The organism is Kitasatospora sp. NPDC030952 (assembly GCF_055571335.1).
Genome location: NZ_JBVIFM010000001.1, coordinates 686,009 through 699,520, shown reverse-complemented (window position 1 = coordinate 699,520; position 13,512 = coordinate 686,009). Strand labels below are relative to the sequence as shown.

The window sequence follows — 13,512 nt, the reverse complement described above, 5'->3', positions numbered from 1 at the left end:
CTACCGGACCGCTTCCAGGACCTCGCCGCAGCCCAGCGCCTCGGCGATCTCCTCCAGGGCGTCGCCCGGCACCGCGCCCTCGCCGCTGAGGCCGAGCAGCTCGTCGGCGGCCAGGCCGTACTCGGTGAGCAGGTGGGCGTCGCCGAGCGGGCCGACCGGGACGCCGCTGCGGGCGTCCGCGTCCTCGTCGTCCTGCTCCGCGGTCTCGGACTCCTCGTCGAGCAGGTGGTCCAGGTCGCCGAACTCGCTCTCGCCGGCCTGGTCGACCAGCTCGTCGGTGAGGACGGAGCCGTAGGAGCTGCGGGCGGCGGCGGCGCCGTCCGACACGAAGATCCGGGGGTCGTCCTCACCGTCCACCCGGACGATGGCGAACCAGGAGTCCTCCTGTTCGATGAAGATCAGGACGCTGTCGTCGTCCTGCGCGGAGCCGCGGGCCAGATCCGCCAGATCGGCCAGGGTTTCGACGTCGTCGAGTTCCGTCTCGCTCACATCCCACCCGTCCTCGGTGCGAGCAAGCACTGCAGCGAAGTACGCCACCAGGGACACTCCCAAGATCATCGGTCTCGGCTGTCGGCGCGCTCGGGCAACGCGGAAATCTGGCCGCCCCCGCGCCAGAGGCGGTCCGCTTGTTCGGACCGTCCCATCGGAATCGTGACAGAAAGCCCGCCCTCGCGGGGGGTGTTCGGCAGCGCGTCTTTGCAGGTCGTGTCGGAAGGGCCGGGCGGCGGCGGGCGGAACCCGGGCGGGGCCGTCCGAAGGCGGTCGAATTTTGTTCCGAACGCCCGGCGGAGCGTCGGCCGGACCGCGACGGGGCCCGGGCGGGGCGGCGTCAGATCCGGAAGGTTCGCATCCGCATCGCTTCGCGCATCCGCCGCTCCTTGGTCCGGCGGGGCTGGACCCGCTCCCTCAGCTCGCGGGCCTCGGCGAGCTCGCGCAGGAAGACGGCCCGCCGCCTACGGCGCTCCGACTCGGTCTCCGGGGGCTCCTGCGGCGGGCCGGCGCGAAGGGCAGCCCCGCCGGCGGGGTCGTCCGCCGAGCCGTCCCCGGCCTTCGGGTTGCTCGTCATAAGACGTGACATTCCCCGATCGGCCGGGTTGATACCACAGGAGACGGTTCCGTCCGGACATTCCGCGCGCGTCACGGCGTGTCACGAAAAGGTGACCGCGGCCGGTGGGCGGCCTGGCACGGCGTGTCGTACAGGCGTCCAGGACCGGGCTAACCTCGGTACATGCGTCTCCACGTCGTCGACCACCCCCTGGTCGCCCACAAGCTCTCCACCCTGCGCGACGAGCGCACCGACTCGCCGACCTTCCGTCGCCTGACCGACGAGCTGGTGACCCTCCTCGCCTACGAGGCCACCCGGGACGTCCGCACCGACGAGGTGGAGATCACCACGCCCGTGGCGGTCACGCTCGGCACCCGGCTCAGCTACCCGCGTCCGCTGGTCGTCCCGATCCTGCGGGCCGGCCTCGGCATGCTGGACGGGATGACCCGGCTGCTGCCGACCGCCGAGGTCGGCTTCCTCGGCATGGTGCGCAACGAGGAGACCCTGGAGGCCTCCACGTACGCCACCCGGATGCCCGACGACCTCTCCGGCCGCCAGGTCTACGTGCTCGACCCGATGCTGGCCACCGGCGGCACCCTGGTCGCCGCGATCAGGATGCTGATCGAGCGCGGTGCCACCGACGTCACCGCCGTGGTGCTGCTGGCCGCGCCCGAGGGCGTCGAGGTGATGCAGCGGGAGCTGGCCGGCCTGCCGGTCACCGTGGTCACCGCCGCGCTCGACGAGCGGCTGAACGAGAACGGCTACATCGTCCCCGGTCTGGGCGACGCGGGCGACCGGCTGTACGGCACGGCCGGCTGACCACCCTTCCGAAGAACGTCCGAGAGCCCCCGGCGCTGCGTCTGCCGGGGGCTCTCCTCTGTTGTCCTGCCGGGGTCTCGACCGGACCGCCCTAGCAGCTGCCGGTGGCGCTCGGGGTGGGAGAGGGCTTGGTGGCCAGGGCGAGGGCGGCGGCCGCCTGGGTCTCGTCCAGCAGGGCGTTGTAGCTGTCGCCGATCACGAAGTCCACGCTGGTGTCGGTGCGGGCGTCGGCGGTGACGGCGGCCCCGGCGATCTGCGAGCTCACCAGGGTGCCGGCGGCGGCGCCGGTCGGGCCGGCGATCACCTGGGCGGTGCCGGGCACCTTCTTGTCCAGCTCGGCGGGTGCGTTGCCGACCTTGCCGATGGTGAAGCCGCGTTTCTTGAGCTCGTCGGCGGTCCGCCCGGCCAGGCCGGCCTTGGTGGTGGCGTTGTAGACGTTCACCGTGACGGCGGAGGGCTGCGGGACGGCGTGCGGGTCGACCGGCGCGCCGGAGGCCGCGGGGGCGCCCGGGGTGGCGCCGGCGGTCGGGGCCGCCAGTGGCTTGCCGGACTGGGTGGCGCAGGCCTGGGCCGAGGCGTTCTTGTCCTTGCCGCGGAAGATGTCGTACAACTGCACGCCGCCGAGGCCGATCAGGGCCAGGGCGAGCAGGGCCGCGAGTGCGGCGATCACCTTGCGACTCTTCTTCGGGGGCCGGCCCAGCCGCGGGTAGGCGTTGCCGGTGACGCGGTACTGCTTCCCCTTGAGGCCTTGGGGAGTCAACATGCTCACGGGTCTGTCTCCCCCTCGTGCCAGGGCGGGGTCGGGATGACGGGTGGGCCGGGTAGGAGAGTCCCTCAGGTGCGGGCGGATCCCCTGGTCGCAGCCGTAGTCAGCAGCGTAGTGCCGGACAGCGGTGAAGGTACTAAACGATCATCATCTGGAGTACCCCGGTACCCGAAAGGAGGTATCCGGGTACGCGCGGACCGCCCTCCGCCGGGTGGCGAGGGGGCGGTCCTGGGAGTCGGGAGACAGCCGTCAGTCCATCTCGAGGACACGGGCGTGCAGCACCTGGCGCTGCTGCAGCGCGGCCCGTACGGCCCGGTGCAGCCCGTCCTCCAGGTAGAGGTCGCCGTGCCACTTCACCACGTGGGCGAAGAGGTCCCCGTAGAAGGTCGAGTCCTCGGCCAGCAGGGTTTCCAGGTCGAGTTGGCCCTTGGTGGTCACCAGCTGGTCGAGCCGCACCGGGCGTGGGGCGACGTCAGCCCACTGGCGGGTGCTCGTCCGGCCGTGATCCGGGTACGGCCGCCCATTGCCGATGCGCTTGAAGATCACACGGAAAGCCTACCGTTCGTACGGCGCGCGGCGCAGCAGCCGCGGCGCCGCCACGCGCACGGGTGCGAGCTGCGGGAGGTCGATTGCGGCTGTTTGATGGGAAATGTCGTGAACATCGCCCGGTCCCGGCCGGGTTCAGGACCAGCTTCCGACCGCCGATCCCGCCCAGGAGCGTGCCCCGATGCCTTCCGCCACCACCCCACCGACCGTCCGGGAGATCGCCGACGGGTACGCCTTCACCGGGCCCGCCCTCGACCTCGGCGCGGTGCTGCTGGACGGCACCGCGTACCCCGACGCGCAGGTGCGCATCCCGCTCGGGGTGCTCAACCGCCACGGGCTGGTCGCCGGGGCCACCGGCACCGGGAAGACCAAGACCCTCCAGTTGATCGCCGAACAGCTCTCCGCCCAGGGCGTGCCGGTGTTCCTCGCCGACATCAAGGGGGACGTCTCCGGCATCGCCGCGCCCGGGGCACCGAGCGACCGCACCGCCGCCCGGGCCGCCGAGGTCGGGCAGGAGTGGACGCCCCGGGGCTGCCCGGCCGAGTTCTACTCGCTCGGCGGGCAGGGCACGGGCATCCCGATCCGGGCCACCGTCACCAGCTTCGGCCCGCTGCTGCTCGCCAAGGTGCTGGACCTGAACGAGACCCAGGAGTCCTCGCTCAGCCTGGTGTTCCACTACGCCGACAGCCAGGGCCTGGAGCTCTACGACCTCAAGGACCTCACCGCCGTCATCGGCCACCTCACCTCGCCCGAGGGCAAGGAGGAACTGCGCACCATCGGCGGGCTCTCCGCGGCCACCGCCGGGGTGATCCTGCGGGCGCTCACCGTGCTGGAGAACGAGGGCGCCGGGGCGTTCTTCGGCGAGCCCGAGTTCGACACCGCCGAACTGCTGCGCAGCACGCCGGACGGGCAGGGCGTGGTCTCGGTGCTGGAACTGCCCGCCGTCCAGGACCGGCCGCGACTGTTCTCCACCTTCCTGATGTGGCTGCTCGCCGACCTGTACCAGGAGCTGCCGGAGGTCGGCGACCTGGACCGGCCCAAGCTGGTGTTCTTCTTCGACGAGGCGCACCTGTTGTTCAAGGGCGGCTCCAAGGCCTTCCTGGAGGCGATCACCCAGACCGTGCGGCTGATCCGTTCCAAGGGCATCGGCATCTTCTTCGTCACCCAGACGCCCAAGGACGTCCCGGCCGAGGTGCTCGCCCAGCTGGGCAACCGGGTGCAGCACGCGCTGCGCGCCTTCACCCCGGACGACGCCAAGGCGCTCAAGGCCACCGTCTCGACCTTCCCGCGCTCCTCCTACGACCTCGGCACCGTGCTCACCTCACTGGGGACCGGCGAGGCCGTGGTGACGGTGCTCTCCGAGAAAGGCGCGCCGACCCCGGTCGCGGCCACCAGGCTGCGGGCGCCGCGGTCGCTGATGGCGCCGGTCGAGGAGGCGGCGCTGCGGGCGGCGGTGGACGCCTCGCCGCTGACGGCGCGCTACCGGGAGGCGATCGACCGGGAGTCCGCGTACGAGAAGCTGGCGGCCCGGGCGCCCCGGCCGGAGGCGGCGCCGGTCGAACCGCCGGTGCCCGCGCCCGATCCCGCGTCGCGGGAGCGCGCGCCGCGGCGGGAGGAGCCGAAGGGGGCGGGCGGGCTGCTGGGCTCGCTGCTCAGCAACCCGACCGTGAAGTCCTTCGCCCGCTCGGCCGGGAAGCAGCTCGGGCAGGAGATCTCGCGCAGCCTGTTCGGGACGTCCAAGCGGCGGCGGTGAGTCTTCGGCCGGCGGGTCTTCGGCTGACGAGTCTTCGCCGGTGGGTTCTCAGCGGGTGAGTTCCTCGCTGGTGGGTCCCCTCCGCCCCTGGGCTGTCAGGCCCCGAGGGCGGTGCCGATCCGGTCGAGCGAGGACAGCCGCATCAGGCCGTAGTGGTAGAACTCGACTTCGGGGACGCCGAGTTCGCGCAGGGTGGCGATCTTGGCGGCGAGGTTCTCCGGGCCGTCGCAGTCCGAGGCCATCGGGCGCAGGATCACCGCCATCCGCTCCGGGCGGACGCCGTGCAGGGCGAAGGCGGCCACCTTCTCCCGGACTTCGCGCGCGGTCGCGGCGTAGCCCAGGGTCTCGATCTGGTCGGTGGCCCGCGCCAGGGCGGGCAGGTCGATGCCGGACAGCCAGCCCTTGCCGGGGCCGCCGCCGTCCATGAAGCTCAGTCGCATGCCGTGGCGGCGGGCCTGCTCGGTGAGGTCGGCGGCGAGGGCGGTGACGGTGGCGGCGGAGGCGTCCACGTAGGCGGCGAAGGCGCCGTCGGCGAGGGTGCTCAGGTCGGCCGGCTCGGCGGCGGCGGTCTCGTCGGCCAGCCGGCGGCGCAGTTCGGTCCGTACCGCCTCGGCGACCCGCTCGGCCGGGACGCCGGCGCGGGTGGCGGCGGCGCGGCAGTGCGGGCAGAAGCAGACGCCGAGCAGGGCCTCGGCGGTCGGGCCCAGCTGCTCGAAGTAGCGCTCGTGGTGGTAGCCGTGGCGCAGGCCGTGGAAGTGCAGGGACTCGGCGCGGATCGCGTCCACGCCGTACCGGGCGAGTTCTTCGACCAGGGCCAGCGCGTACTCGCGGACCTCCGGGTGGGCCGGGCAGAGCTCGGTGAGGTGGCGGTCGCCGAAGGCGTTCGCCGGGGCGCAGTCGGGGTGGGCGAAGCCGAGCCGGTCGTTGTGGCAGAAGACCGTCCAGGCGTGCAGCCGCAGGCCCCGGCGGTCGGCCTCGGCGGCGGCCTCGGCGAAGGGGTCGCGGTCGCCGATCGCGGTGGACGGCGCGGGCGCCAGCCGGCGGCCCTGCCAGCGGGCCCGGTCCGGGCGGAAGTAGGCGGCGCCCGGCTCCAGGTAGCGGATCACCCGGCGGGGGTTGTGCGGGAAGACGTCGCGGGCCTCGTGGTAGACGGCGGCCAGGGTGACGCCGCCGACGCCGGCCCGGTCGGTGAGGTTGCCGAAGAAGGTGTCGGCGCCCTCGTCGAGGAGGTCGGTGGCGAAGGCGAGGACGGACGACTCCACGGTGCGGCTCCGGAGCTGGGGGCAGGTGCGTCGGTCACGCTAGCCGCAGGGGTGGGAATGGTCTATACCTGGCTGCTGCGGGCGGGCTACAGGCCCAGGTCGTCGAGCTCCTTGAGCAGGGCGGCGTTGGGGCCGGCGGGAGCGTGGGCGGGGGCCTTGGCGGGCGCGGAGGTGGGCGCGTCGGTGGGCTTCGGTCGCACCTGCTCGCGGAGCAGGACGGCGGCGGCCAGTCCGCCGATCAGTCCGCCGAGGTGGCCCAGCCAGCTGACGCCGTGGGCGATCGGCAGCACGCCGATCAGGACGGTCCAGTAGACCGCCGCGACGCCGAGGCCGACGACCGCGTCCAGCAGGTTCCGGTCGAGGACCCCGCGCAGCACCACGTAACCGAGGTAGCCGTAGATCATGCCGCTCGCTCCGGCCGTCACGGTGTTGGGGCTCTCCAGCAGCCAGACCAGGAGCCCGCCGGAGACCGCGATCACCAGGCTGGCCAGCAGGAACTTCCGCATGCCCCGGTAGGCGGCCAGGAAGCCGAGCACGAACAGCGGCCAGGAGTTGTCCACGATGTGGCCCCAACTGAAGTGCAGGAAGGGCATGGTGAACATCTCGGGGAGGTCGCCGACCTGCTCCGTGCGCAGGCCGAACTCCTTGGAGAGGCCGTAGTCGTCCAGCCAGTTCAGCACCTGCACGGACCATATGACGGCCTGGATCCCGAGCATGGTGAACAGCGCGCGGCGGGAATCCGAGAACAGCTGGGCGAGTTTCGAGGCCATGGCGTCGACTGTAGGGGCGGCCGGATCGGACGTGCACCCCATTACAGTGACCCGTGTCATCCCGACCGTGAGAGGTGCACCCCATGAGTGTTCGTCCGCCGCTGCCGTACGAGTTCCTGCCGCAGGTACCGTCCTTCCCGCTGAGCAGCCAGGACTTCACCGAAGGCGGCACACTGGGCCGGGAGTTCATCCACGCGGGTGGCAACCTCTCGCCCCAGCTGGCCTGGTCGGGCCTGCCGGAGGGCACCCGGAGCATCGCCGTCACCTGCTACGACCCGGACGCGCCGACCGGCTCCGGCTGGTGGCACTGGCTCGCCCTCAACCTGCCCGCCGACACCGTCGAACTGCCGCGCGGCGCCGGCTCGTCGGACGACACCCTGCCCGGCGCGGCCTCCTTCCACGGGCGCACCGACTTCCCCGGCAACAAGTACGACGGCGCCGCCCCGCCGCCCGGCGCCCCGCACCGGTACGTGTTCGCGGTGCACGCGCTGGACGTCGAGAAGCTCGACGTCACCGCCGACACCCCGGCGGCCCAGGTCGGCTTCAACCTGACCTTCCACACCCTGGGCCGGGCGCTGCTGACCGGCGAGTACGGGGTCTGATCCCCTTTGGACGTTCGGTGAGGGCCTAGGCCCTGCCCGGCGGATCTTGCCGGGCGCCCAACGCCGGGCGCTGATCCGACAAGATCCGCCGGACAGGACCTAACTCCCGCTTTCCGCGGCGTGGGCGGCCCTCGCCGCTATCGCGCGCAGGTGGGCGCGGAGCTCCGGGGGTTCGTGGACCTCGAAGTCGCAGTCCAGCATGAGGAGTCCGGCGGCCATCCACTTCAGGGAGTCGGCGCGGGCGCGCAGCCGGCAGCTGTGGTCGTCGATGGGTTCGATCTCGTAGTCGCCGGTCCAGGGCATCCAGCCGTCGACCTCGGCGGCGGGGCGGTGGACGGTGGCCACCATGGAGCGGGTCGGGGAGCGGCGCAGCCGGTTGGCCACGAAGGTGGCGGCGTCCTCGGCGGGGAGCGGGCGCGGGGTGAAGCGGGCGCCGGTGGCGAACGGGTCGGCGATCCGGTCGACCCGGAAGAGCCGCCAGTCGTCCCGGTCCAGGTCGTAGCCGATCAGGTACCAGCGGCGGCCGGTGGAGACCAGGCGCTCGGGCTCGACGTTGCGCCGGGTCTCGGCGCCGTCGCGGGCCCGGTAGCCGAAGCGCAGGCGCTCGTGGTTGGTGACGGCGCCGGCCAGCAGGGTCAGGGCCTCCGGGTCGACGGTCGGACCGTCCCCGGTGAGCAGTGGCACGGTGGCGGTGTTGAGGGTGCCGACCCGGTGCCGCAGGCGGCCGGGCAGCACCTGGAGCAGTTTGCCGAGGGCCCGTACCGAGGCCTCCTCGATGCCGACCACGGCGTGCCCGGCGGCCGCCCGCAGGCCGACCGCGATGGCCACCGCCTCCTCGTCGTCCAGCAGCAGCGGCGGCATCGCGGTGCCCGCGACCAGCCGGTAGCCGCCGTCCGCGCCCATGCTGGCCTGCACCGGGTAGCCGAGTTCGCGCAGCCGGTCGATGTCGCGGCGGATGGTGCGGGGGCTGACGCCGAGCCGCTCGGCGAGTTCGCTGCCGGGCCACTCGCGCGGGGTCTGCAGCAGGGACAGCAGGTTGAGCAGCCGGGCCGGGGTGTCGGTCATGCCGTCCAGCATGCCGGACGAACTGGGACAGCTCCTGACCTACATGGCTCGTATCGTCCTCCGAGTGGACAAGCGGACGAACGAGGAGACCGGAATGACTACGGCGGGAGCCGACCGGCGGAGGTGGATCGCGCTGGCGATCGTGATGGTCGCCTCCTTCATGGACCTGGTGGACGTGACCATCGTCAACATCGCCATCCCCAGCATCCAGCAGGACACCGGCGCCTCCTTCAGCGCCATCCAGTGGGTCACCGGCGGCTACGCGCTGGCCTTCGCGGTCGGGCTGATCACCGGCGGGCGGCTGGGCGACATCCACGGCCGCAAGCGGCTGTTCCTGATCGGGATCGGCGGCTTCACGATCACCTCGGCACTGTGCGGGCTGGCCTCCGGCCCGGAGATGCTGGTCGCGATGCGGATCCTGCAGGGCCTGACGGCGGCCCTCATGGTGCCGCAGGTGCTGTCGATCATCCACGCGACCTTCCCGGCGGAGGAGCGCGGCAAGGTGTTCGGGATGTTCGGCGCGGTGGTCGGACTGGGCGCGGTGTCCGGTCCCATGATCGGTGCGCTGCTCACCGAGTGGAACCTGCTCGGCCTCGAATGGCGGCCGATCTTCCTGATCAACCTGCCCGTCGGCATCGCCGGACTGCTCCTCGGCCGCCGCTTCATCGACGAGTCCAAGGCCGAGCACGCGCTCAAGCTCGACCTGGTCGGCGTGCTCCTGGCCAGCCTCGGCCTGCTGATGCTGATCTACCCGCTGACCCACGGCCGGGAGGCCGGCTGGCCGCTCTGGGGGTACCTGCTGATGGCCGGCAGCCTCCCGGTGTTCCTGCTGTTCGTGGCGTACGAGAAGGCCAAGACGCGGCGGGACGGCTCCCCGCTGGTCGAACTGTCGCTGTTCCGGGTGAAGAGCTTCGCCGCCGGGATCTGCGTGCAGCTGGCCTTCGGCGTCGCACTCGGCATCTTCTTCCTGGTCTGGACCCTCTACATGCAGGTCGGCCTCGGCTGGAGCCCGCTCAAGGCCGGCACCACCGGCATCCCGTTCTCGCTCGCCGTCTCCACGGCGGCCGGGCTCTCGGTGCAGAAGCTGGTGCCGCGGTTCGGGCGCAAGGTGCTCCAGGCCGGCGCGCTGGTGATGGCGGCGGGCGTGCTCACCTACATCTGGGAGGCGAACCGGTACGGGACGTCCATCGCGCCCTGGCAGATGGCGCTGCCACTGGTCGTCATGGGCCTCGGGATGGGGCTGATCGTCGCGCCGATCACCGACGCCGTGCTGTCCGAGGTGCCGCGCCGGCACGCCGGTTCGGCCTCCGGGCTGATCAACACCGTGCAGCAGATCGGCAATGCGCTCGGGCTCGGGCTGGTGTCGGTCGCCTTCTTCGGGGCGATGGACGACGTGGTCGCGCCGGACGCGCTGGGGACGGCCTTCGGCGGGGCGTTCGTGCACGCGATGTGGTGGGTCGCGGGGGTGCTGCTGGCGGTGTTCCTGCTGATGTTCGCGCTGCCGCGCAAGCGCGGGGTGGCGGTCGAGGACGGCGCCCCGGAGGCTCTGGGTCAGGCGGAGGAGCAGGAGCCCGTGCTGGTCTGAGCCGTGCCGCCCGGTTCGGGGCCCCGGTCGCGCTGCGCGACCGGGGCCCCCGCCGCACACTGGGAGGGTCATGGACCGTACGGCGGTGGACTCCTCGGTGCTGCGCTCGGTCGGGTACGACCCGCGGGCGCGGGTGCTGGAGCTGGAGTTCACCGGCGGGCGGGTGTACCGGTACGCGGACGTACCGGCCCGGGTGCACCGGGAGTTGCTCGCGGCGGAGAGCCACGGGCGGTACTTCCTCCGTGCGGTGCGCGGGCGGTACGCCTACGCGGTGGTGCCGGACCGCCGGTAGTCGCCGCCGTCTGGCCACTGCCGTCCGGCCGCTGCCGTCTGGCTTCCGCCGGTGTGCCGGAGGTGGGATCAACGGGCGCCGGTGAGGCCCGCGGTGGTGGTGCGGGTGGTGGTGCGGGGCTTGGCGGCGGCCTTGGCCTCCTTCGCCGCTTGCTTCATCTCCTGCTTGAACTCCCGTACCAGGGTGAGGGATTCAGGGCCGGTGATGTCGGCGACCGAGCGGTGCGCGCCCTCCTCGCCGTACGCGCCGGCCGCCTCGCGCCAGCCCTCCGGGCGCACCCCGTACTGCTTGCCGAGCAGCGCCAGGAAGATCTGCGACTTCTGCTTGCCGAAGCCGGGAAGGGCGTTGAGGCGGCTGAGCAGTTCCCTGCCGGTGCGGGCGTCCTTCCACAGCGCGGCGGCGTCGCCCTCGTACTGGGCGACGAGGAACTGGCACAGCTGCTGCACCCGTTTGGCCATCGCCGCCGGGTAGCGGTGGACGGCCGGCTTCGCGGAGAGCAGGGCGACGAACTCCTCCGGGTTGTAGGTGGCGATCTCGTGGGCGTCGAGGTCCTTGCGGCCGAGGCGTTGGGCGATGGTCAGCGGGCCGGTGAACGCCCATTCCATCGGCACCTGCTGGTCGAGCAGCATGCCGACGAGCGCGGCGAGCGCGCTCCGTCCGAGCAGTTCGTCGGCCTCGGGCTGCTGGGCGAGCCGGACGGTGACGTTCATGGGTGTGCCCTCCTCGGAGTTGACGTCGGGTCGGCGCCCAGTCTGGATGACGCGGCGTGGACGGACACCGTCAACACGCCCGTAGCTGGGGAAGTCTTGGTGTTCCAACCCTTGCGAGAGCTGCTTTGTTCGTTGGCGGAGCGGTTGTTGGGGGTTTTCCGGAGGTGTCGCGGAAACATTTTTGTCCGCGGCTGTCACATCCATCGCGTGCGCCGGGTCAGTGCTGTGTCCGACCGGATCAGACCGGCTCGGACCGGATCGGATCGACCGGATCGACCCGACCAGCCATCGAACGGGGAGCCTCCAATGTCCGTCGCCCACATCGTCGTCACCGTCCTCGGCGCCCTCATGGTCGGCTTCTCGGCGTACTCCGTCTTCGCCGGCGCCGACTACGTCGTCGGACCCCTCGCCGAGTACGGCGTCCCGCGCGCCTGGTGGACCTGGCTCGGCGTCGCCAAGGCCGCCGGCGCCCTCGGCCTGCTGGCCGGCCTCGCCGTCCCGGCCATCGGCTACGCAGCCGCCGTCGGCATCATCCTCTACTTCCTCGGCGCCGTGATCACCGTCGCCCGCGCCCGCGCCTACGCCCACATCCCCTTCCCGCTGATCTACCTGGCCCCGGCCGCCGCCTCCCTCGCCCTGGGCCTCGCGGCCTGACCCGGGCCGCAGCGCCGCCGGGGCGGACCACCGACGGGTGGTCCGCCCCGGCGGCGTTGCGGGGCGAAGTTCGTTCGAGTGCATGGACATATCGCCAACTCGTTTTGTTCGCATGGCCATTCGAGCCGAAAAGAGGAAACGGGAAACCCGCCGAACCCCGTTTCACCGGCTCGGTCGCATGCCAATATTCAGGCGGAAGCGAGGGGTGACCGCTTCCGGCCCACGACGCAGCAGACGCATGGGCGGTCGGTTCCAGAGTGGGGGTTGGCATGAGCGCGTCCAGAAAGTCGTTCGGCGAGTTCGGCCCGGAACTCCGCCGCCGGCGGATCGCCGCCGGGCTCACCCTCACCCGGCTCGCCGAACTGCTCAGTTACAGCAAGGGCCACCTCAGCAAGATCGAACGAGGGCAGAAGGCGCCACCGCCCGAACTCGCCCGACGCTGCGACGTCCAGCTGGTGGCCGGGGGCGAACTGGAACGGCTCATCGAGCCCACCGAACCGCGCCGGCGGCGCGGGACTCCCATCGGCGCGGACGAGCAGGACCGGGAGCCGCTCGTCCGCGTCGACCGCGACGGCATCCGATGGTCCGGCGGGCTCGGACGGCGACAACTGCTCGCCGCCGGAGCCACCACCCTGCTCGGCGGTGGCCTCGTGGTCGGCGGTCCGGCACCGGCCGCACCGCCGGTCGCTTCCCCGGAGGGCCCGGCGGCTGTCCTGGGGTCCACCCCGGTCGAGGTCTTCCGGGCCCAGTTCGACCAGATGCGGCAGCTCGGCCAGACCACCGACCCCGGCGTGCTCCTGCCGTTGCTCACCGTCCAGACCCACACCCTGCGCGAACTCGCCGTCCAAGCGGACGCGACGAACCGCGGCCGACTTCTGGTGCTCGCCGCCAGGTACGCCGAGTACGCGGGCTGGATGGCCCAGGAAGCCGGCGACGACCCCTCGGCCCTGTGGTGGACCGCCCAGGCCGTCGAACTCGCCCAAGCCGGAGGCGAAGCCGACCTGGCCTCGTACGCGCTGGTCAGGCGGGCCCTGGTCACCTTCTACGCGGGTGACGCGGCCCAGACCGTCCAACTGGTGCAACCCGCCCAGGGCGGAGACCTGCCACCACGGATCCGCGGCCTCGCCGCCCAGCGAGAAGCCCAGGGCCACGCCCTCGCCGGGGACCGCGACGCCTGTCTGCGCAGCCTCGACCGTGCCCGGGAGCTGCTGGCTCTAGCCGGTGCCGAGGACCGCGGCGGGCCCGTCCTCGGCACCACCAGCCTGGCCGACCCGGCCGCCGTCGTGAGCGGCTGGTGCCTCCACGACCTCGGCCGTCCCCGGGAGGCCGCCGAGGCGCTCGACCGCGAGTACCCGAAGATCCCGGCGCACGCCGTCCGCAGCCGCGCCCGGTACGGCCTCCGGCGGGCACTCGCCCACGCGGGCGCGGGCGAACCGGAACACGCCTGTGAACTCGCCGCGGAACTCCTGCCGAGCGTCCCCGCACTGCACTCGGCCACCATCCGCTCCGACGTCCAGCGGCTCGCCCGCGAACTGCACCGCTTCCGGGCCGCCCGCCCCGTACAGGAGCTCCAGCCCCTGCTCGCCAGGGCGCTGCACCCCTGACCGGACCGGGAACCCGGCCGCTGCCCGAACCCCACCTAC

At 72.5% G+C, this 13,512-nt stretch carries 15 protein-coding genes; 7 read left to right on the top strand and 8 right to left on the bottom strand.

Going from position 1 to position 13,512, the window contains the following annotated elements; all coding sequences use genetic code 11:
* The gene (locus tag ACZ47G_RS03255) at positions 1 to 558 is read right to left on the bottom strand and encodes a tRNA adenosine deaminase-associated protein (RefSeq protein ID WP_465739715.1); all 558 of its coding nucleotides are present in this window, start codon (positions 556 to 558) and stop codon (positions 1 to 3) included.
* 271 nt (positions 559 to 829) lie between these two features.
* Positions 830 to 1,066 (bottom strand): hypothetical protein, encoded by a 237-nt coding sequence (locus ACZ47G_RS03250; protein ID WP_380461016.1) that lies wholly within the window; start codon positions 1,064 to 1,066, stop codon positions 830 to 832.
* 162 nt (positions 1,067 to 1,228) lie between these two features.
* Between ACZ47G_RS03250 and upp the strand changes: the two genes are divergently transcribed.
* Positions 1,229 to 1,864: a uracil phosphoribosyltransferase gene (upp, locus tag ACZ47G_RS03245; RefSeq protein ID WP_270145916.1), complete on the top strand. Its 636-nt coding sequence runs from the start codon at positions 1,229 to 1,231 to the stop codon at positions 1,862 to 1,864.
* 91 nt (positions 1,865 to 1,955) lie between these two features.
* Here the strand turns inward: upp and ACZ47G_RS03240 are convergent, their stop codons facing one another.
* Positions 1,956 to 2,627, bottom strand: coding sequence for a LytR C-terminal domain-containing protein (locus ACZ47G_RS03240; protein WP_465740025.1), 672 nt, complete (start codon positions 2,625 to 2,627; stop codon positions 1,956 to 1,958).
* 252 nt (positions 2,628 to 2,879) lie between these two features.
* On the bottom strand, positions 2,880 to 3,176 hold the full coding sequence (locus tag ACZ47G_RS03235; RefSeq protein WP_030273186.1) for a type II toxin-antitoxin system VapB family antitoxin: 297 nt from the start codon (positions 3,174 to 3,176) through the stop codon (positions 2,880 to 2,882).
* A gap of 181 nt (positions 3,177 to 3,357) precedes the next feature.
* Between ACZ47G_RS03235 and ACZ47G_RS03230 the strand changes: the two genes are divergently transcribed.
* Positions 3,358 to 4,929 carry a helicase HerA-like domain-containing protein gene (locus ACZ47G_RS03230; protein WP_465739714.1) on the top strand — a complete coding sequence of 524 codons (1,572 nt, stop codon included), beginning with the start codon at positions 3,358 to 3,360 and terminating at the stop codon, positions 4,927 to 4,929.
* Between the two features lie 95 nt (positions 4,930 to 5,024).
* Here the strand turns inward: ACZ47G_RS03230 and ACZ47G_RS03225 are convergent, their stop codons facing one another.
* Both ACZ47G_RS03225 and ACZ47G_RS03220 read right to left on the bottom strand, forming a co-directional pair.
* Positions 5,025 to 6,191: a hypothetical protein gene (locus ACZ47G_RS03225; RefSeq protein WP_465739712.1), complete on the bottom strand. Its 1,167-nt coding sequence runs from the start codon at positions 6,189 to 6,191 to the stop codon at positions 5,025 to 5,027.
* An 86-nt stretch (positions 6,192 to 6,277) separates the two neighbouring features.
* Positions 6,278 to 6,961, bottom strand: coding sequence for a rhomboid family intramembrane serine protease (locus tag ACZ47G_RS03220; RefSeq protein WP_465739711.1), 684 nt, complete (start codon positions 6,959 to 6,961; stop codon positions 6,278 to 6,280).
* An 83-nt stretch (positions 6,962 to 7,044) separates the two neighbouring features.
* Here ACZ47G_RS03220 and ACZ47G_RS03215 point away from each other — a divergent pair, with 83 nt between their 5' ends.
* On the top strand, positions 7,045 to 7,563 hold the full coding sequence (locus tag ACZ47G_RS03215) for a YbhB/YbcL family Raf kinase inhibitor-like protein (RefSeq protein WP_380461020.1): 519 nt from the start codon (positions 7,045 to 7,047) through the stop codon (positions 7,561 to 7,563).
* A 99-nt stretch (positions 7,564 to 7,662) separates the two neighbouring features.
* Here ACZ47G_RS03215 and ACZ47G_RS03210 read toward each other — a convergent pair whose 3' ends face one another.
* A complete protein-coding gene (locus ACZ47G_RS03210; RefSeq protein ID WP_465739709.1) occupies positions 7,663 to 8,628 on the bottom strand; it encodes a helix-turn-helix transcriptional regulator in 966 nt (321 codons plus the stop codon).
* 94 nt (positions 8,629 to 8,722) lie between these two features.
* Between ACZ47G_RS03210 and ACZ47G_RS03205 the strand changes: the two genes are divergently transcribed.
* Both ACZ47G_RS03205 and ACZ47G_RS03200 read left to right on the top strand, forming a co-directional pair.
* Positions 8,723 to 10,213: an MFS transporter gene (locus ACZ47G_RS03205; protein WP_465739708.1), complete on the top strand. Its 1,491-nt coding sequence runs from the start codon at positions 8,723 to 8,725 to the stop codon at positions 10,211 to 10,213.
* A gap of 70 nt (positions 10,214 to 10,283) precedes the next feature.
* Positions 10,284 to 10,505, top strand: coding sequence for a KTSC domain-containing protein (locus ACZ47G_RS03200; protein ID WP_465739707.1), 222 nt, complete (start codon positions 10,284 to 10,286; stop codon positions 10,503 to 10,505).
* Positions 10,506 to 10,573: 68 nt separating this feature from the next.
* On the opposite strand, the gene ACZ47G_RS03195 is transcribed toward ACZ47G_RS03200, so the two are convergent.
* Complete coding sequence (locus ACZ47G_RS03195) at positions 10,574 to 11,215, bottom strand: HhH-GPD-type base excision DNA repair protein (RefSeq protein WP_465739706.1); 642 nt, start codon at positions 11,213 to 11,215, stop codon at positions 10,574 to 10,576.
* Between the two features lie 306 nt (positions 11,216 to 11,521).
* Between ACZ47G_RS03195 and ACZ47G_RS03190 the strand changes: the two genes are divergently transcribed.
* Positions 11,522 to 11,869 (top strand): DoxX family protein, encoded by a 348-nt coding sequence (locus tag ACZ47G_RS03190; RefSeq protein WP_188304833.1) that lies wholly within the window; start codon positions 11,522 to 11,524, stop codon positions 11,867 to 11,869.
* A gap of 269 nt (positions 11,870 to 12,138) precedes the next feature.
* The gene (locus tag ACZ47G_RS03185; RefSeq protein ID WP_465739705.1) at positions 12,139 to 13,473 is read left to right on the top strand and encodes a helix-turn-helix domain-containing protein; all 1,335 of its coding nucleotides are present in this window, start codon (positions 12,139 to 12,141) and stop codon (positions 13,471 to 13,473) included.
* Positions 13,474 to 13,512: the final 39 nt, after the last annotated feature.